Raw genomic sequence first — 19,583 nt, forward strand, 5'->3', positions numbered from 1 at the left:
ACAGTTGCTTAACCGATATTTTGTTCAACCCAGGCCGGAACACCTGCCAGGGCATCCGCCAGCTTGGACGGGTCGTTACCGCCACCCTGTGCCATATCCGGGCGGCCACCACCTTTACCGTCCACTTGCGCCGCCAGATGCTTCATCAGATCACCCGCTTTAATACGACCAGTGGCAGACTTGGTAACCCCGGCAACCAGGGTAACCTTGCCGTCGTCAACAGTGGCCAGAACCACCACACCTTCGCCCAGCTTATTCTTCAACTGGTCGGCGGTTTCCATCAGCGCCTTGCGATCAGCACCTTCCAGCTCTGCCGCGACGACTTTTAGTCCCGCCACCTCTACAGCATTTCCAGCAAGATCACTGCCTGCGGAACTGGCGAGCTTGGCTTTCAGAGTATCAACGTTTTTTTCAAGCTGGCGGTTGCGGTCGAGGACCTGCTGAACCTTGTCCACGACGGTCTCACGGGTGCCTTTAACCAGGCGGGCCGTTTCGCGCAGGGTTCGTTCAGTGGCGTCCAGCCATTCCAACGCGCCAAACCCGGTCACCGCCTCAATGCGGCGAACACCGGAGGAGATACCGCTCTCCGAGGTAATCCTGAACAGACCAATATCACCGGTGCGAGACACGTGAGTGCCACCACAAAGCTCAACGGAGTAGCTGTCGATCCCCATGCTCAACACGCGCACCACATCGCCATACTTCTCACCGAACAGAGCCATGGCACCTTTCTCTTTGGCGGACTCCATGTCGGTCACGTCAACCTGAACCGGCGTATTCTCCAGAACCTGTTCGTTTACCTGACGCTCAATCTCTTTCAACTGTTCCGGTGTAACGGCTTCAAAATGGGAAAAATCGAAACGCAATTTGTCCGGGTCAACCAGTGAGCCCTTCTGGGTGACATGCTCCCCCAGAACCTTGCGCAGCGCTGCGTGCAGGAGGTGCGTGGCGGAATGGTTGCGTTTGGTGCGCTCACGGCGGGCGTGATCAATGCGGGCGTCTACCTCTAGGCCCGGGAACAACTCGCCCTCTACCAGTGTGCCCACGTGCAGGTGGTTGTCGCCTTCCTTGCGGGTATCGGTTACCTGGAAGCGACCACCGCTCCAGGTCAGCAGGCCGGTGTCACCCACCTGGCCGCCGGATTCCGCATAGAACGGCGTGCGCTCCAGCACCACCACACACTCGTCTCCAGCCTCGGCGGTTTTCTCTTCACCGTTGACCAGAACCGTACGGATGCGCTCATGGCCGTCAATATGGTCGTAGCCGGTGAACTCGGTCTTGCCGTCAATGGTGATGCCGGCGGCGTTATAATCGATGCCGAACTTGCTAGCCGCACGGGCACGGTCACGCTGTGCGTCCATGGCCTTTTCGTAGCCTTCGTAGTCCAGGGTCAAGCCACGCTCACGGGCGATGTCGTTGGTCAGGTCTACCGGGAAACCGTAGGTGTCGTACAACGTAAACACGGTTTCACCAGGAATTTCCGTACCCTTCAGTTCGGCAATGTCCTGCTCAAGCAATCGCAGGCCTTTATCCAGAGTCTTGGCAAACTGCTCCTCTTCCTGCAGCAGCACCTTCTCGATCTGCTTGCGGCTGCTGACCAGTTGCGGGTAGGCCTCGCCCATCAATTCCACCAGGGCGCCAGTCAGTTTGTAGAAGAACGGCTGGGTTGCGCCCAGCTTGTTACCGTGGCGGGCTGCACGGCGGATGATCCGGCGCAGCACAAAACCACGACCTTCGTTTGACGGCATCACACCATCGGCAATCAGGAAGGCACAGGAGCGAATATGGTCCGCCACCACTCGCAGAGACGCTTCGGTGGTCGCCGCACCGCCCAGAATCTCGGAAGCCGCCTTGAGCAAATCCTGGAACAGGTCAATCTCATAGTTGCTGTGAACGCCCTGCAGCACAGCCGCAATCCGCTCCAGCCCCATGCCTGTGTCTACCGAAGGCTTGGGCAGGTTCAACATCTCGCCATCGGCGGTGCGGTTGTATTGCATGAACACCACGTTCCAGATCTCGATGTAGCGGTCGCCGTCTTCTTCGGGGCTTCCGGGAGGTCCGCCCGCCACATCCGGGCCGTGGTCGTAGAAAATTTCGGTGCAAGGACCACAAGGGCCAGTATCGCCCATCTGCCAGAAGTTGTCGGAAGCGTAGCGGCCGCCTTTGTTGTCACCAATGCGAATAATCCGCTCAGCCGGAACACCTACTTCTTTGTTCCAGATATCAAAGGCTTCGTCGTCTTCCGCGTACACAGTTACCCAGAGCTTTTCCTGGGGCAGGTTCAGGTGCTGCTCACCGGTCAGGAAGGTCCAGGCAAAATTGATGGCTTCACGCTTGAAGTAATCGCCAAAGCTGAAGTTACCCAGCATTTCGAAGAACGTGTGGTGGCGGGCGGTGTAGCCAACGTTTTCCAGGTCGTTGTGTTTACCACCGGCGCGCACACACTTCTGGGATGAGGTCGCCCGGGTGTAGTCGCGTTCTTCCCGGCCAAGGAAGGCATCCTTGAACTGGTTCATGCCAGCGTTGGTAAACAGCAGTGTGGGATCGCCTGCCGGCACCAGTGAACTGCTCGGCACAATGGTGTGACCCTGCTGCTTGAAATATTCCAGAAACGCCTGTCGCAACTCTGCGGTTTTCATAGACCTTTGATACCTTTCGACCTTTAACACCTTGCCTGAAACCCGCCGGAATAGCCGGCAAGTCCGCGATTGAAATACGAATACTTACATGCGTGTGCAAATCCGCTACTCTAGCACACGCCGAGAACAGGAAAAACGTGAAACCTCACAGGAGACTCCATGCCCCGACGCTTTCATAACGCCGAGGAACTTTTACCGCCAGCCACCGCACTGAAGCGAGCCCTGGCCATTATCTACGATGGATTGATCAGTATCGCCGTGCTGCTGGTAGCCACCTGGGCTTACACCATGATTGCAGGCTGGATAACCGGCTGGGAACAGTACGAACAGATGGCCGAGGCAGGCGAACTCGAGGGCGGCCCGGGCCTCACCTTCACCCTGTTCCTGGTGCTCTACCTGTTCTTCGCCTATTTCTGGACCCGTATCGGCCAAACCCTGGGCATGCAGGTGTGGCGCATTCGAATCGAGAACCTGGATGGCACGTCCGTCAGTTGGACCCAGGCCTTGCTCCGTTATGGCAGCGCTGCGGCAGTCATCGTGTTGACCATGATCGCCGCCTACTACGTAGGCTCCCTTACGCTCCTGCTCACCGTGCCCGCTGTGATTGCCCTGTTCTACCCGATCAACGGTTTGTCGCTGACCGATCGCGCATCCAACAGCGTGGTTGTGGCTGTGCCCGCACCAGACAAATCAAAAACCGCCAAAAACAAAAAGTAATGCGCCCGGGCCGGCCATCTCAGCCGGCCCGCCGCATCAACACGGCCCCCACCAAAGCGTTCACCAGAATCGGCACCAGTACCGCCAAGAGCGGATTAAACCCGTATACCATGCTCATGGGCCCCAACAAATCCTGCATGTACTTGAACAACAGGCCCACCAGCAGGCCGGTGAACACGCGGAACCCCATGGTCACAGAGCGCAACGGGCCGAAGATGAAGGAAATGGCCACCAACACCATCACCGCCGTACCCAGCGGCATCAACGCCTTTTTCCAGAACGCAAGCCAATAACGGGCAGCCGTCAACCCCTGCTCTCCCAGATAGGTGGCATAAGTGTACAGGCCGGCCATGGAAAGATTTTCTGGTTTGACGATCAACACACTCAGCACTTCCGGAGACAGCCCGGTCTCCCAGCGCAAAACGGCATGCTCATTGCGAAGGGTGCGTTCTTCCTCAATGCGCGTGGACACCACCTTCTCCAGCAACCAGTGATCGCCCTGGAAAATCGCCCTTTCTGCAAAGCTGGACACCTCCAGCTGCCGGTCGTCTCCAAAACGGAACAAAGATACGCCGTGCAATACGCCGTTTGGTTGAACGGCATTCAGGTGCATAAACGTGTTCCCCTCCCGGTGCCAGACACCATGGGCCGACGCGACATTCCTGCTCGCCCCCAGAGCCACCGCTTTGTCGCTCTGCGCCATGCGCTCCGTGGTCGGCGCAACGTATTCACCGATGGCCAGCCCCAGCACCACAACAACCAGGGCCGGCTTCATCGCCGACCAGACAATCCGGCGAATGGAAACACCGGCAGCCCGGATAACCGTCAGCTCCGAAGAACTGGCCATGGCACCCAACCCAACCAGGCACCCCATGAAAGCACCCAGCGGCAGGTAATCGTAAATTCGCCTTGGCAAGGTCAGAAATACATACCAGAGCGCCTGCAGGGTCTGGTAATCGTTGCGGGTATCGTCCAGTTCCGCAATAAAGGCGAAGATCACGTCCAGTGACAACACCACCATCATTACCAGGAACATCGCACCGCCCACGGTGCGCATGACGTAGCCATCAATTCTACGCATGGGCACGGGCCTCCTTTTCCAGGCGCCGCTTATAAAGCCAGGCTGGGCCAAACTGCAACCAAAGCCCGAGCGCCAGGAAAATCACATGCACCCATAACATGCCTATCCACTCCGGCACCTTGCCATCCGCCAGGGCGTCCCGCGCAACGATCAGCAACCCGAGGTAGGTGATATAAACCAGCATCGCCGGTAGTAGATGGAAGAAACGGCCCTGGCGGGGGTTGACCCGACTCAACCGAACCGCCAGCAGGGTCACGATGGGTACAATCAATGGCAGTGAAAAACGCCAATGCAACAGCGCTCGGTCTTCCGGATCGTCCGATTGCCAAAGCGCCTTCGTGCTGATGCCTTCCTCCAGTTCCCGGCTACCTGCCTCACCGCCCATCACCTTCAGGCCATAAGCCTCAAACCGGGTAACGTTGTAATCCAGGTTACCCGGCCGCCCCTGAAAACGCCCGCCATTCTCCAGAATCAGAAACCGACTGCCGGTTTCCTGGTCAATCAGCTGAGAGCCAGACTCGGCGGTAATCAAGGTTACACCTTGGCCATCTCGGTCGTACTCAGCAATAAACACTCCCTGGAGCTGTCGCTTGTCATCGCTCAAAGCCTCGGTATAGGTGACCCGGCTACCGGATGTAAAATCCTGGAAACGCCCCGGCGCCAGCATCTCGAACTCTGTGGCGGTGCGCGCTTCGTTGAAGATAGCCTCCACCTGCTTCATACCCCACGGCGACACATAAAGGCTCATGCTGGCCACAACCAGCATCACCGGTAAACAGCCAATCAGGGTCTTCGCCAGCAACTGCCTGTCGCTGACACCGCAGGCAAACAACACCGTCATTTCACTTTCAAGGTACATCCGCCCGTAAGCCAGCAGAATGCCGATAAACAACCCCAGAGGCAGAATCAGCTCCAGGAATCCCGGAAAGCGGTAGGCCATGATGGAAAACAGAACGCCGGCGGGAATCTCGCCTTCTGCGGCATTGCCCAGGTACTTGATAAAGCGCCCACTCATAAACACCAGCAACAGGATGCCGGAAACGGCAACCATGCTGACCATGATCTGGCGAATGAGGTAACGGAAAACGATGTTCAAATCAGTCTCTCTGGCAGCGCCGAAGCGTGAGATGGTCGATAACGGAAACTGCGGGTATTCTATGTAACCTTGGCGATGAATGACAGTATAAGCCTGATACGATAAAGCCATCGTAACGATACAAGCCTGCCGCTTGATTAATAGAGCTTTTGCCCCAATCCTATTGGCATCGGATGAATAACGCCTACCACATTCAACAAAGCACAACCTGACAACGGGAGTTGCCATGAATTTCAGCCTGAGCAGCAAAGCCATCACCGCCACCAAAACCGATTGCCTGGTTATCGCGGTGCCTGAGAAGGGCGAGTGGCCGGAAACCACAAAAGCAGCAGACGAAGCACTGGGAGGGCTGATCAAGCAACTTGAAAAAGCAGGCGACCTGACTGGCAAGAACGCGTCTGTAAACACCCTGCCCCTGGTCGACCAACCATGGCAGCGTGTGGTTGTGGTCGGCACCGGCAAAGACAGCGACCGCACGCCAGCCAACTTTCGCAAGGCACTGATCGCCATGATGGGCGCCCTGAAAGACGGCCCATCCAAAAGCGCACTGATCTGCCTGGCCGACACCAGCCTGCAGGGCGAGGACGCCGTCAGCTCCGAAGAAGCCCGCCTGAACCTGATCGGGCGTATTCTGGAAGACCAGCTCTACACCTTCACCGAGTTCAAGAGTGAAAAGCCAGCTGCCCGTAAACTCAAAAAGGTGGTGGTGCAGGCCTCCGGTTCCGCCAAAGCCTTGAAAGACGCCTTCAACCAGGGCCTGGCGACCGGGCGCGGCATGAACTACACCAAAGATCTGGGCAACACCCCACCCAACATCTGCCATCCGGTCTGGCTGGCCGAGCAGGCCAAGAACATGGCCAAGGAATACGACTGCATCAAGACCGAAGTGCTTGATGAAAAGCAGATGGAAAAGCTGGGCATGAACACCATCCTGGCCGTGGGCAAAGGCTCCAAACAGCCCCCGCGCCTGATCGTGATGGAATACCGTGGCGGCAAAGCCAAAGACAAACCCTACGTATTGGTGGGTAAAGGCATCACCTTCGACACCGGTGGCATCAGCCTCAAGCCCGGCGAAGGCATGGATGAAATGAAATACGACATGGGCGGTTCCGCCAGCGTATTCGGCACCATGAAAGTGCTGGCCGAAACCAAACCCAAGATCAACGTGGTTGCCGTAATCGCCGCTGCCGAAAACATGCCGGACGGCGGCGCCTCCCGCCCCGGCGACATTGTCACCACCCTGAGCGGCATGACCGTTGAAATCCTCAACACCGACGCCGAAGGCCGCCTGGTGCTGTGCGACGCCCTCACCTACGTGAAAAAATTCGACCCGGAAGCCGTAGTCGACATGGCCACCCTCACCGGCGCCTGCATCATTGCTTTGGGTAACCAGGCCACCGGCCTGCTGTCCAATAACGACGAACTGGCGCACGAACTGCTGGCCGCTGGCGAGCGCACCGGCGACCGCGCCTGGCGCCTGCCGCTGTGGGACGAATACCAGAGCCAGCTCGACAGCAACTTTGCCGACATGGCTAACATCGGTGGCCGCCCCGCCGGCACCATCACCGCCGCCTGCTTCCTCAGCCGCTTCGCCAAAGACTACCGCTGGGCACACCTGGATATCGCCGGCACCGCCTGGAACTCCGGCAAAGCCAAAGGCGCCACCGGCCGCCCGGTCCCCCTGCTTGTCGACTACCTGATGACCCATGCAGGATAACCAGCCAACCCCACCGGAACCCGGCAGCCCAGCTGCCGGCCCCTCCGGCCAGGACGACCAGAACCAGCGCTACTGGTTCCACATCCTCGCCCAGAACACCCCAGCCGCCCGCAACCTCCACGCCGCCAAACTCGTGGACAAAGCCTGGCAGCAGGGCGACCGCGTATGCATCCTCTGCGACACCGAAGACCAGGCCCAAGACCTCGACGACCTGCTGTGGAACCACGCCCCCGATGCCTTCATCCCCCACAGCATCGCCCAAGACCCAACCACCCCCTGCCCCGACCCAGTAGGCATCCTGCTCTACCCACCGGCCGCTGTAGACTGGGATACCGTCATCGTCCTGTCCGCCAACCTGCCAGACGATGCCACTCAATATAGCCGCCTGGCCCTGGTCGCCCACAACGACCCGGCCGTATTGAACCAGGCTCGCGGACACTACAAGCAACTGCGGGCAATGGGGATTGAAGCGCGGGTACACGACTTGCGAAAGCGTTAATTGTTCTTTTAGCCCCATACACTCATGGCTAACACGGACAAAAAGCAGATTTGGGAACTAATGGAAGCAAAGAGTTGAGGGGCGGACAGCACAAGGTCAGATCTGTGGGGTTGGGGGTAGGCTTTCCAAAAATCTCGTAGGCCATGGATGGCCGAAGCGAAGCGCCACAGGGATGTGCCGCAAGGAGCGTTTTTTGGAAAGCCTACCCACAACCCCACACGGCACCAAATCAGCAGGCTAGGTTTCACAGAGGTTCGCCGCATCAACAGCGACCATGTATAATCGGCCAATTCAAAATTTCCCTATGTGAATCAACCAAAACGGTCACTGCATAATCCCATGGAAAAAACCTACCAGCCAGAAAACATCGAGCGCCAGTGGTACGAAAACTGGGAATCCAAAGGCTATTTCCGCCCCAGCGGCGAAGGCGACTCCTACAGCATCGCCATCCCGCCACCCAACGTGACCGGCAGCCTGCACATGGGCCATGCGTTCCAGCACACCATCATGGACACCCTCACCCGCTTCAAACGCATGCAGGGCCGTAACGCACTGTGGACCGTCGGCACCGACCACGCCGGCATCGCCACCCAGATGGTCGTCGAGCGCAAACTGGCCGCAGAAGAAGACAAAACCCGCCACGACCTGGGCCGGGAAGAATTCATCAAGCGCATCTGGGACTGGAAAGAACACTCCGGCGGCACCATCACCCGCCAGATCCGCCGCCTCGGCAACTCCGTCGACTGGGACAACGAACGCTTCACCATGGACGACGGCTTCTACAAAGCCGTGCAGGAAGTGTTTATCCGCCTGTACGACGAAGGCCTGGTGTACCGCGGCAAACGGCTGGTGAATTGGGACCCGAAACTGCACACCGCCATCTCCGACCTTGAAGTAGAGAACAAGGAAGAAAAAGGCTACTTCTGGCACCTGCGCTACCCACTGGCGGATGGCCAGAAAACCCAGGACGGCAAAGACTACGTGATCGTGGCCACCACGCGCCCAGAAACCATGCTGGGCGACACCGCCGTGGCCGTCCACCCGGACGACGAACGCTACCAGCACCTGATCGGCCAGCACGTACTGTTGCCGCTGGTAAACCGCCGCATCCCCATCGTGGCCGACCACCACGCGGACCCGGAAAAAGGCTCCGGCTGCGTGAAGATCACCCCGGCCCACGACTTCAACGACTACGCCGTAGGCAAGCGCAACAACCTGCCAATGATCAACGTCCTGACCCAGGATGCCAACATCCGCGATGTGGCCGAAGTCTTCAATGCCGACGGCACCGAGAATTCCGAAATCAACAGCGCCCTGCCGGCCGCCTACGCCGGCCTCAGCCGGGAAGCGGCCCGCAAGCAGATTGTCGCCGACATGGAACTGGCGGGCCTGGTCGAGAAGATCGAAGACCACGTACTGAGCGTGCCCCGCGGCGATCGCTCCGGCCTGATCATTGAACCGATGCTGACCGACCAGTGGTTTGCCGATGCCAAGACCCTGGCCAAACCGGCTATTGAAGCGGTGGAAGATGGCCGCATCCAGTTCGTGCCCAAACAGTACGAAAACATGTACTTCGCCTGGATGCGCGACATCCAGGACTGGTGTATCTCCCGTCAGCTCTGGTGGGGCCACCGGATTCCGGCCTGGTATGACGCCGACGGCAATATTTACGTAGGCCGGAGCGAGGCTGAGGTGCGCAGCAAGCACCAGCTTTCGGACACACTGGAACTCAAGCAGGACGACGATGTACTCGACACCTGGTTTAGCTCCGCCCTGTGGACTTTCGGCACCCTGGGCTGGCCGGAAATCACCGAACGCCTGAAAACCTTCCACCCCACCGACGTGCTGGTGACCGGTTTCGACATCATCTTCTTCTGGGTTGCCCGGATGATCATGATGACCATGCACTTCATGAAGAACGAAGACGGCACCCCACAGGTACCCTTTAAAACCGTTTACGTGACCGGCCTGATCCGGGACGAGCACGGCGACAAGATGTCCAAGTCCAAGGGCAACGTGATCGACCCGCTGGATATGATCGACGGCATTAGCCTGCCGGATCTGCTGGAAAAACGTACCGGCAACCTGATGCAGCCGAAGCTGGCCGAGAAAATCGGCAAGCGCACCGAGAAAGAATTCCCGGAAGGTATCGCGGCCCATGGCACCGACGCCCTGCGCTTTACCCTGGCGGCCATGGCCACCACCGGCCGAGACATCAACTGGGACATGAAGCGCCTGGAAGGCTACCGCAACTTCTGTAACAAACTGTGGAACGCTGCCCGCTACGTACTGATGAACACCGAAGGCGAAGACTGCGGCGTGAACGACGAGCCGGTGGAGCTGTCCCTGGCCGACCGCTGGATCATCAGCCAGCTGCAGCACTGCGAGCAGGAAGTGATCCGCCACCTGGACCAGTACCGCTTCGACCTGGCCGCCTACGCCCTGTACGAGTTCATCTGGAACGAATACTGTGACTGGTACCTGGAACTGTCCAAGCCGGCCCTGAGCGACGACAACGCCAGTGCCGAGGCCAAGCGCGGCACCCGCCGCACCCTGGTTCGCGTGCTGGAAGCTGTACTTCGCCTGGCACACCCGATGATGCCGTTCATCACCGAGGAAATCTGGCAGCGCATTGCCCCGCTGACCGGCAAACAGGGCGACAGCATCATGCTGCAGCCGTACCCGCAGCCGGATACCAGCAAGCAGGATGCCGCCGTGGCCGCCGATATCGAATGGCTCAAGGGCGTGATCGTGGCCGTACGCAACATCCGTGGCGAGATGAACATCTCCCCGGCCAAACAGGTTCCGGTGCTGCTGAAAGGCGGCAATGCTGATGATGAACGCCGCCTGAACGACAACCGCCAATTCCTGATGTCCCTGGCCAAGCTGGAGAAACTGGAATGGTTTGAAGGCGACAAGGCCCCCATGAGCGCCACCCAGCTGGTGGGCGAAATGGAAGTGCTGGTGCCCATGGCCGGCCTGATTGACAAGGATGCCGAACTCAAGCGCCTGGACAAGGAACTGGAACGCCTGAACAAGGAAATCGGCCGCCTGGAAGGCAAGCTGAATAACGAGAAGTTTACCGCCAAGGCCCCGGCTGAAGTGGTCGAGAAAGAGCAGGAGAAGCTGAAGGATGCGCAAGGCAGCCTGCAACGGCTCAGCGCACAACGGGCTGAAATCGAGGCCATGTAAGGCCATGATTGCCATCCTCGGCGCCGGCTCTCTGGGCCGGCTCTGGGCCGCAACGCTACCTGCCGGGCAGGTAGCGTTTGTGCCCCGCCCGGGCCAGGCGCCCGAACCCGCCCGCTACCGTTTTCAACCCCTCGTAGGCGAATCCTTCAGCGTCACTGTTCCCTGGCTGCAGCGCGGTCAGTCACCTGAATTGTTGTTGGTGACCACCAAAGCCGGCGATACCCTCGAAGCCCTCAAAGCTGCCCTGCCCTCTATTGCCAGTTCGACACCCATTGTGTTGTTCCAGAACGGCCTGGGCAGCCAACAGCAGGTTGCCGCAACCTGGCCGCAACGCCCGGTGCTGGCAGCCTCCACCACCGAAGGCGCCAACCGGCCCGAGCAAGGCCTGACCGTTCACGCGGGCTGCGGCGCTACCTGGGTAGGTGCTTTAAACCCTACCGGGCAACCCCTGGTGAACCGGGTTGCGCAGCAGCTTGCCGAGAGCCGCCTTGAGGTTCACCCTGAACAGGACATACTTGGCCGACTCTGGCAGAAACTGGTAATCAATGCCGGCATCAACGCCTTTACCGCCGTACTGGATTGCCCCAACGGCGAGATACTGGAGCGACCGTTTTACCAACGGTGGATTACCCCCTTGTGCAGGGAAATCAGCCACCTGCTGGCTGCCGTCGGGCAACCGGAACACACGCCGGAAGCCCTGCGCGAAAGCATTGAGGCGGTCGCCCGCAGAACCGCCACCAACACCTCCTCCATGCGCGCGGATGTGCTGGCAGGTCGCCCCACGGAAATCGACTTCATCAACGGTTACCTGGCCAGGCTTGGCCAACTGCACGGCATTGCAACACCGGTGAACCAAATGCTCACCGAACGGGTACAACAACTGAACTGATCACTTATTCAGGGAGCAAACACATGGGCAACCGCCTGTCGAAAATCTACACTCGCACCGGTGACGACGGCTCTACCGGGCTGGCCGATGGCAACCGCATCGCCAAGAATGCCCAGCGCGTGGAAGCCATGGGCATGGCGGATGAACTCAACTGCCACATCGGAGTGTTGATTGAAACGCTACCAGCCGGTGACGGCCTGATCGAGACGTTCCGGCGGATTCAGCACCACCTGTTTGATCTTGGCGGCGAGTTCGCAATTCCTGGCAGCAAGGTCATCAGCGACGACCACATTGATTGGCTGGAACAGACCCTGGATGAGCATAATGCCGACTTGCCGCCATTGAAGAACTTCATTCTGCCCGGAGGTTGCCCTGCCGCCGCACAATGCCATCTGGCCCGGGCCGTTTGCCGTCGCGCAGAGCGCGTGGTGGTAGCGCTGGGCCACGAAGATTCCATCAATACTGCGTCCCGCCACTATCTGAACCGGCTGTCTGACCTGCTGTTTGTCATTGCCCGCGTGCTGGCCCGCCGGGATGGCAGCCAGGAAATTCTCTGGGAACAAAAAAAATCCGGCCTCTGAGGGCCGGATTTTTCTGATCAAAGGCACCTGCCTTATACCTTGAACGCCTCTACCAGCCGCTGAAGCGATGCCGTCAACTCAGACATCTGGCGGGACGACGCAAGCGTCTCCTCGGCGTTGGAAGCGGTGCTCTGCCCCAACTCGCCGATACGCTCCACGTTGGCGTTGACGTTCTTGGCCACCGCAGACTGCTCTTCTGCAGCCTGGGCAATCTGGTGGCTCATATCCACAATCTCAGAGATGCCCGAAGCAATGCGGTCCAGCGCTTCTGTCACCTCACCGGATTTCTGAACCGTTTGCTCCGTGGCATCGTGGCTGGAGGTCATGGCCGAGACCGCTTCCTTAACGCCACCCTGCAGGCGGGAGATCATGCCTTCAATCTCTTCGGTCGATTTGTGGGTGCGCTGAGACAGTGAGCGCACCTCATCAGCCACCACCGCAAAACCGCGCCCCTGTTCACCGGCCCGGGCCGCTTCAATGGCAGCGTTCAGCGCTAACAGGTTGGTCTGCTCGGCGATGGCCTTGATCTCCACCAACACCTGGCTGATGTTGTCGCTGTCTGAACTGACCCGATTGATTACCTCTACCGCACCGGCGATTTCTGCCGCAAGACGGTTAATGGTTTGCACGGTAGCCGCCACAACCTGTCGGCCCGTCTCGGTATCACGCTCTGCACTACCGGCGCTGTCCGCTACCCGGTGGGCACTTTCAGTCACCTCGTTGACCGCCTCCACCATCTGCCCCATGGCTTCGTTGATCTGGCCGGTCTCTTCCATCTGGCGGGCCACCGCTTCACTGTTGGCTGCGGCAGTCTCGTTAACCCTCACCGCCTGACTGTCAACATCATTCGTGGTCCCGCTGACAGAGCGGATCAGTTCGGCAATCCGGTCTGTCATGTTATTGAATTCGGTGGTCAGCTCGCCCAGCTCATCACGATTGTTCAGCTGGATGTGCGCCGTCATGTCACCAGCGGCGACGCTGCGAGCCGCCTCACTGAACCGGTTGATGGCGGTTCTCACTGACATAAAGAAGCCAACGTATAGGTACACCACCAGAAGCATCACGCCGATCAGGGCACCTACAATCAACCTGCGCTGACCGGTCTCCCGCTGCAGGCGCTGTTCAAGGTTGCCGGAAACCACATTGAAAATGCTGTCATTGAGTGAATCGTAGTAGTCCAGCTGGTTGGAGACGGTGGCATCAAATTCCTGCCAGGGCTGCTCCAGGCGCATCGGGGTGATGATGTTCAGGTCCAGCTGCTCGCGCAGCGCCATCAGGCTTTCATCAACCCGCGTCACAGTGCCACCGGCTCTGCCTGACAGCTTGGGCGAGGTCTCAACCGCAACCGACAAGGCAGGCGACAGCAGGGAACTGCGGTTGGTCAGCTGGTCATAGATTTCATTCAGAATTTCACTCAGGTTATAACCCACCTGGCCATCCACCAGGGCAAAGATACCGTAAGATCGGGCCCTTCCAACAACCGTCCTCGCCTCAGGCAGCGCATTGCGCACCAGCCCAAGCAACAACAGATTCTCCCGGGAGGCATCCTGTCCCAGCCCCGAAATTTCAATAGTCGCCGGCAACAGCGCCAGCACCTTCTGGACAAACTCGTGGTAGTACTTGAACTGAGGGTCGATGTTGCCCTGGTAATTGTCATCCTGCTTCAGTTGTTCCCACTCCGCCTGCAGGGCCAGAACCTGATCCTTCCAGGAGCCAGAGGAATCGAACGAGCGGTTGTCCCCCACAAGGTCGGAAAACAGGCCATCAATCTGCTCCGCCGCCGCACCCGCCTTGCCCAGGAGTTCGTCTTCATCCTTCAGGACACCCGGTGCCTGATAGTCACGATAAGCCATAGACGCAGACAATAGCTGGTCTACCTTGCGAAGATCGGCAAGACCCTCGATACCGCGGGTCATGGTTTGAACGGATTGATTGAGGCTGGAAATAACCAACCACGACAGGACAATGATTGGGCCCAGGAACAAGATGCTGATTAGGCTGAACTTGTAGACCATGGGCAGCCGATTCATCAGGCTAACAGCTGGATTGATCAAATATTTCACGGTGCCCTCTCGCTGATTCTAATAACTGAATCTTTATTCTTTGTTTGATTATCGCCCAAGGTCGGAAAAACTTAATCACCTTTAAGTGTTATTCTGTAATGTTTTATGACACTCCTCAGACCACCCCGGCAATGACCAGCAATGCGGCAACGCAGATCCACACCAGCATGCTTCGGTTCAACAATCCCCGTATGGCCGCCAGGCTACGCCCGCCAAAACTTGTCCACTCGTCCGGGTGCAACCGCGCGAACTGGGCGGGATCAAGCGCATAACCGGTTAACGACCCGTTTGCGGAAATCATGAGGACTTCCGAGGTTTTTCTTCCAAAACCGGGCAGGACTTTCTTCGCTTCCCTCGACCAGCCCGCGAGATCACCGGCCAGCCCCAGCGTGCAGGACAGCAGGCGTGCAGGAATCCAGCTGGCCAGATTAGCCAGGGTGCGGAATCGGGCGCGGGCCGCTTGCTGCGGCCATTGCTCAGACAACGCCACCAGGCCACGGGCAACCAGGGCTGCACCTATTCCACCCACCACATACCAGAAAACCACCAGGAAGAACCGCTCGAAAACCCCGATCACCAGAGCCTTGGATAACGACAGATGCATGGCCTCTGGTGACAGCGCAGCGCCCCGCTCTTCCGGTGGCAACCGGTTCTGGATATGTCGCCAGGCAGCCTGCATGTCGCCCCGGCTCCAGGCTTCCGAATAGTCACGTAACTGGTGCCGCCAACCCGGCGCTCCCATCAGCAACACTAGCACGATCAGCTCCAGCGGATAGGCCGCCAGCCTGAACCCATACCATTCCAGCAGACACACAACGCCCACCAACGCCAGGCCGGGCAGCAGAACCCAGATCAGCCCGGAGGTAATGGCATCCTCCTTACCGGCCTGGATTTTCGCGCCCCGGTGAAACCAGACACGCCAAAGCACGTCGCCATCAAGCCGGTTCCGGCTATCCAGCTGACGCCGAATAAGGTAGGCCAAAAGAAACACGACAAACACCATTCAGGCGATCTCCTCATGGGCCAACAGCTGCGAAAAATACCGCCAGTCGAACGCTGGACCAGGGTCAGTCTTCCGGCCAGGCGCAATATCGCTGTGGCCGGTAATGCGCTCGGCGCTGATTTTGGGCCAGGCCATCATGGTCAACCGCGCCAAGTCTGCGAGTGTCCGGTACTGTTCGGGCGTATAGGGAATATCGTCTGCCCCCTCCAGTTCGATACCGATAGAGAAATCGTTGCACTCTTCCTGGCCGTCGAAACAGGACCGGCCGGCATGCCACGCCCGGTCCAAACAACTGACAAACTGCACAACGGAACCATCACGACGTACCAGGGCATGAGCGGAGACCTGCATGGCGGCGATGGTTTCAAAATAGGGATGGGCGGCTGGGTCAAGCCGGTTACAGAAAAAGTCTTCAATCTCCGTTCCCCCGAATTGCCCGGGAGGCAGGCTGATGTTGTGAACCACCAGCAGGGAAATGGCAGAGCCCTCTGGCCTTGCGCCAAAATTCGGCGAGGGCACCCATCGGCTGCCAGGGTAACGGCCGGTCAGCCTTAACTGTTCAGCCTGGCTGGAGAGGGAGTCGTTGTTATGCTTGCAGTCTTGATTGAAAGGGTCAGAGATTGGCAAGGCGTATCCACTGTCGCTTTATGATGTTCAATCGATTGAATCACAAAGCGACGGTGGATGCTATGGATGGAACGGTGCGGATTCGCGCCTTCAATCCTTTCGACTATGGCGGAGGTTATCGATGATGGATTCCAGCGCCCGGTCAAAAATCAGGCCGTCGTCGAGAAGCGTAATAACGCCTTCCTGCAGCGCCACCGCCAGATCATCCCGATGGTACTCTGCCACCTTGGCGCCGCTGCGATTGACAAAAATGTACTTGCCGGTTGCCTTGATGAAGGCCGCCAGTTTGCAGCGCACACGGGTATCATCGCGCACCATCTCGATCCACGAGCCAACCCGGAGCTGATCCGCCCGGGCCAGCCATTCCGCCGCAACAACCGGAGCAGACGGCGTTTCTTCAGCAGCCACCGGCGCTTCCGTTGCCGGCTGCGCGTCACTCTGAACGCTCTCCGCCACGACCGGTTCGATTTCAGGCTGCGCGACTTGCTCTGGGGCACCGGCATCCACCTGAGGTTCCGGAGGCGCCAGCATTTGTTCCGGCTGATCCAGCTCCTCTTCGGCCATGGCATGGTCTTCTGGCACCTTCTGGGCGTCGCTGACCGGTGCCGTTACCAGTTTCTGGAAAACATCAACGTGAGCCAGCTCCAGGTCACGAATGGCAGCGTCGGTTGAGAACGGGTCCCAGGAAATTTCCTGCAAAGCACTGCGAAGGTCCTCGACCACCTCCGGTATTGCCCGAAGCAGCTCAGAGCGGGTTTCATCCGATACCGGCCTTGGGTCCACACTCCAGATCAGGCGCTCGGTGACCGCGCAGGCGGATTGCCACTGCTCGCTTTCTTCGCCCTGACGCAGTACCACCCATTGCAGGTAACGAGTCCAGGGCTCGCTGAGAATCTGCATCACCGCAGCTGGTATATCACGGCCGGCTGTTTCTTCCTGAATGAGCTTGGTGGCCGCCTGGCTTGCACGTTCCTGGCGAGCCCGACCTTCCTCAGCGTCCCGAAGACGCTGCTCAACCAGCTCACGACGGCGCCGGTCCAGATCCATAAAGTGGCCGAAATCCTTAAGCAACTCCTCGAACAATTCGACATTGTCGGTGAACTCATTCAGGACACGATCAACCACTTCTTCAATTTTTTCCCGGAGCGGGTCCCGCATGCCCTGGCGCTTTTCGGACCAGCCTATCGCCGACAGTGCGAGTTCATTCAACAATTTGCGAACCGGATGACCGCCACGATTGAAGAAATTACGATCGCTCAGGGCAACCTTCAGGACCGGAATCTGCAAACGCCCGATCAGCGCCTTCATCACCGGATGCAATTGCCGATCTTCCAGTATGAAATCGAACAGCATTGATACGAGATTGACCACATCGCCGTCAACCTGGCCCAACGTCGCTTTCTTGCCGCCGGGCTCCTGCAGGACCGAGACAATCTGCTGGCGCAATGGCACCACTTCTACCCCGGATACCTGGGTGAGAGAACCTTGCAGATCACTGAGCCGGGCCATCAACCCGCCAGTATCAAGTGTCACGCCACCCGCGGGCAGACTGCCTGTGGCGGAAGATGTCTCTCCCTGATGCAGCAACGCACTCAATTCCGAAAACGTGGGAAAACTGGCAGCACCACTCCCCCCCTGCTCGGCACCTGCCTGTCCTGGCGACAAAGCCGGGGCTCCAGCCTGTGGCACCGGCCTCTTTGGCTGGGGCGACGAACCGCCGACAGGTGCCCGGCGCATATCGGGCAACACGCCTTCGGCTATCAGAGTTTTATTGGCCTGGTCATACAGGGCTGCGAGTTTGTCCACCAGCAGGCGCTCAAAAAGCTTGAGCACAACCAGCTTGGCACGAATATCGATATCCAGGTCAGAACAGGCCTCGGCGATTCCGCCACAGATAACCTCGGGGCTCAGGGGCATCTGATCATCAGACATCTGAATCTCGGGCATCAGGTGGCGCACCCGAGCGGCCAGCATCCGGACCGGCTCCTGGTAGCGATTGCGCAGCTTGGTCACCAGATTATCAATGGCGACCTGTTGCTCCAGTTCTGAGTGATCCAGAAGGCTCAGGGAATCCTGATCGACTTCCTCAAGGGCAGAGCCGGAGTGCGAGGGTTTGAAGCGCCCAAATTCATTGAAGGCCTGGCTGACATACTGAAGCATCGAGACCGCCATGGATTTGCGGCGCAGTCTGAGCTCCCGCATGGCATCGAAGTACGCTGTCTGGTCCTGATTAGAACCAGCCCGATCCGCAAGGGCGAACAGACTGTCGTCTGCCTGCTCGAAGAAAGACCCCAGCACAGATTTCAGAGACTGACCGGATGCGTCACGTAACCGTATAAGAGCAGGCGGAAGCGAAAACCGGCCCACCGGTTTCTGGCCGGATAAATGGACAACCTTGTTATCGTGCGCCATGGAGATGCTCCGGTGTTGATCGGCGATATCGCTAGGAATTTCTATTAATGACATGATACGGCCGATCATCGTCACCTTGTGTCAGAATTTGTCACCTTTTGTGTAACAACGACCTGCGTCACATTTTAGCAGTTATTGGCCAGGGCATTTTGCGAAACGGCAGGCTGGCAGTAGAATTGCCGGGCTCGCAGATTTCAACTCATCCAGACCGCCGGAAACCCGACATGATTGCCCCTGAACTGCTCCGCCAGGCCCTTATTGAATCCGTTGCCCAAAGCCTTCGCGAGGACATTGGTGATGGCGACATTACCGCCATGCTGATTCCGGCGGATAAAACCGCAACCGGCCGGGTGATCACTCGCGAACCGGCACGCCTGTCCGGACGAGCCTGGGTTGAAGAAGTATTCCGGCAGGTGGACCCGGCAGTTGAACTGACCTGGTTTTTCAAAGACGGCGATGATCTGGCGGCCGATGACGTTATCTTCCGGATGGCGGGCCGGGCCCGATCACTTCTGACCGCAGAGCGAGCCGCCCTTAACTGGCTACAAACACTGTCTGGCGTCGCCACCACCTGCGCAGCCTACGCGACGAAGGTCGCCCATACCGGAGTGCGATTACTGGATACCCGGAAAACCCTGCCGGGCATGCGACTGGCGCAAAAGTACGCAGTCACATGCGGGGATTGCCACAATCACCGCCTGGGCCTGTGGGATGCCTTTCTGATCAAGGAAAACCACATTGCCGCCTGCGGCTCAATTGCCAACGCCATCAGTGAAGCCCGGCGCATTGCACCGGGCCGCCCGGTGGAGGTAGAAACGGAATCGATGGACGAGCTAAATCAGGCCCTGAGCGCGGGCGCCGACATCATCATGCTGGATGAATTCTCGCTTGAGGACATGGTTGAAGCCGTGCGAATTACCGCCAGCAAGGCAAAACTGGAAGCTTCCGGCGGCATCAATGCCCAGACACTGGTACCAGTGGCGGAAACCGGGGTGGATTACATCTCCATCGGCGCCCTGACCAAAGACGTCAGGGCGATCGACCTCTCCATGCGGCTGGACTGATTC

General features: G+C 58.7%; 14 protein-coding genes. 7 read left to right on the plus strand and 7 right to left on the minus strand.

The features are described from left to right. Positions 1-8 precede the first annotated feature (8 nt). Positions 9-2,639: an alanine--tRNA ligase gene (gene alaS / locus FIV08_RS11405; RefSeq protein ID WP_152438385.1), complete on the minus strand. Its 2,631-nt coding sequence runs from the start codon at positions 2,637-2,639 to the stop codon at positions 9-11. Positions 2,640-2,798: 159 nt separating this feature from the next. Here alaS and FIV08_RS11410 point away from each other — a divergent pair, with 159 nt between their 5' ends. Next, positions 2,799-3,356 carry an RDD family protein gene (locus FIV08_RS11410; RefSeq protein ID WP_058090304.1) on the plus strand — a complete coding sequence of 186 codons (558 nt, stop codon included), beginning with the start codon at positions 2,799-2,801 and terminating at the stop codon, positions 3,354-3,356. A 19-nt stretch (positions 3,357-3,375) separates the two neighbouring features. Here the strand turns inward: FIV08_RS11410 and lptG are convergent, their stop codons facing one another. Next, complete coding sequence (gene lptG / locus FIV08_RS11415) at positions 3,376-4,437, minus strand: LPS export ABC transporter permease LptG (RefSeq protein WP_061332697.1); 1,062 nt, start codon at positions 4,435-4,437, stop codon at positions 3,376-3,378. Next, complete coding sequence (gene lptF / locus FIV08_RS11420; RefSeq protein WP_172972273.1) at positions 4,430-5,533, minus strand: LPS export ABC transporter permease LptF; 1,104 nt, start codon at positions 5,531-5,533, stop codon at positions 4,430-4,432. The genes lptG and lptF overlap by 8 nt, the downstream gene beginning before the upstream one ends. 226 nt (positions 5,534-5,759) lie before the next feature. Here lptF and FIV08_RS11425 point away from each other — a divergent pair, with 226 nt between their 5' ends. The 5 genes from FIV08_RS11425 to FIV08_RS11445 all read left to right on the plus strand — a co-directional run bounded on the left by FIV08_RS11425 (position 5,760) and on the right by FIV08_RS11445 (position 12,411). After that, a complete protein-coding gene (locus tag FIV08_RS11425) occupies positions 5,760-7,250 on the plus strand; it encodes a leucyl aminopeptidase (RefSeq protein WP_152438387.1) in 1,491 nt (496 codons plus the stop codon). After that, on the plus strand, positions 7,240-7,749 hold the full coding sequence (locus tag FIV08_RS11430) for a DNA polymerase III subunit chi (RefSeq protein ID WP_152438388.1): 510 nt from the start codon (positions 7,240-7,242) through the stop codon (positions 7,747-7,749). The genes FIV08_RS11425 and FIV08_RS11430 overlap by 11 nt, the downstream gene beginning before the upstream one ends. A 339-nt stretch (positions 7,750-8,088) precedes the next feature. Further along, complete coding sequence (locus FIV08_RS11435) at positions 8,089-10,941, plus strand: valine--tRNA ligase (protein WP_152438389.1); 2,853 nt, start codon at positions 8,089-8,091, stop codon at positions 10,939-10,941. 4 nt (positions 10,942-10,945) lie between these two features. Beyond that, a complete protein-coding gene (locus FIV08_RS11440) occupies positions 10,946-11,830 on the plus strand; it encodes a ketopantoate reductase family protein (RefSeq protein WP_152438390.1) in 885 nt (294 codons plus the stop codon). Positions 11,831-11,853: 23 nt separating this feature from the next. Continuing rightward, positions 11,854-12,411 (plus strand): cob(I)yrinic acid a,c-diamide adenosyltransferase, encoded by a 558-nt coding sequence (locus FIV08_RS11445; protein WP_061332692.1) that lies wholly within the window; start codon positions 11,854-11,856, stop codon positions 12,409-12,411. Between the two features lie 32 nt (positions 12,412-12,443). On the opposite strand, the gene FIV08_RS11450 is transcribed toward FIV08_RS11445, so the two are convergent. The 4 genes from FIV08_RS11450 to FIV08_RS11465 all read right to left on the minus strand — a co-directional run bounded on the left by FIV08_RS11450 (position 12,444) and on the right by FIV08_RS11465 (position 18,516). Then, positions 12,444-14,474, minus strand: coding sequence for a methyl-accepting chemotaxis protein (locus tag FIV08_RS11450; RefSeq protein ID WP_152438391.1), 2,031 nt, complete (start codon positions 14,472-14,474; stop codon positions 12,444-12,446). A 115-nt stretch (positions 14,475-14,589) separates the two neighbouring features. Beyond that, a complete protein-coding gene (gene ampE / locus FIV08_RS11455) occupies positions 14,590-15,477 on the minus strand; it encodes a regulatory signaling modulator protein AmpE (protein WP_152438392.1) in 888 nt (295 codons plus the stop codon). Then, positions 15,478-16,098 carry a 1,6-anhydro-N-acetylmuramyl-L-alanine amidase AmpD gene (gene ampD, locus FIV08_RS11460; protein WP_152439648.1) on the minus strand — a complete coding sequence of 207 codons (621 nt, stop codon included), beginning with the start codon at positions 16,096-16,098 and terminating at the stop codon, positions 15,478-15,480. It abuts the gene before it with no gap. 96 nt (positions 16,099-16,194) lie between these two features. Continuing rightward, on the minus strand, positions 16,195-18,516 hold the full coding sequence (locus FIV08_RS11465; RefSeq protein ID WP_152438393.1) for a DUF1631 domain-containing protein: 2,322 nt from the start codon (positions 18,514-18,516) through the stop codon (positions 16,195-16,197). A 224-nt stretch (positions 18,517-18,740) separates the two neighbouring features. On the opposite strand from FIV08_RS11465, the gene nadC reads away from it, so the two are divergent. After that, complete coding sequence (gene nadC, locus FIV08_RS11470) at positions 18,741-19,580, plus strand: carboxylating nicotinate-nucleotide diphosphorylase (RefSeq protein WP_152438394.1); 840 nt, start codon at positions 18,741-18,743, stop codon at positions 19,578-19,580. Positions 19,581-19,583 lie beyond the last annotated feature (3 nt).

Origin of the sequence: Marinobacter sp. THAF197a (genome assembly GCF_009363275.1) — a bacterium.
Classification (GTDB): domain Bacteria; phylum Pseudomonadota; class Gammaproteobacteria; order Pseudomonadales; family Oleiphilaceae; genus Marinobacter.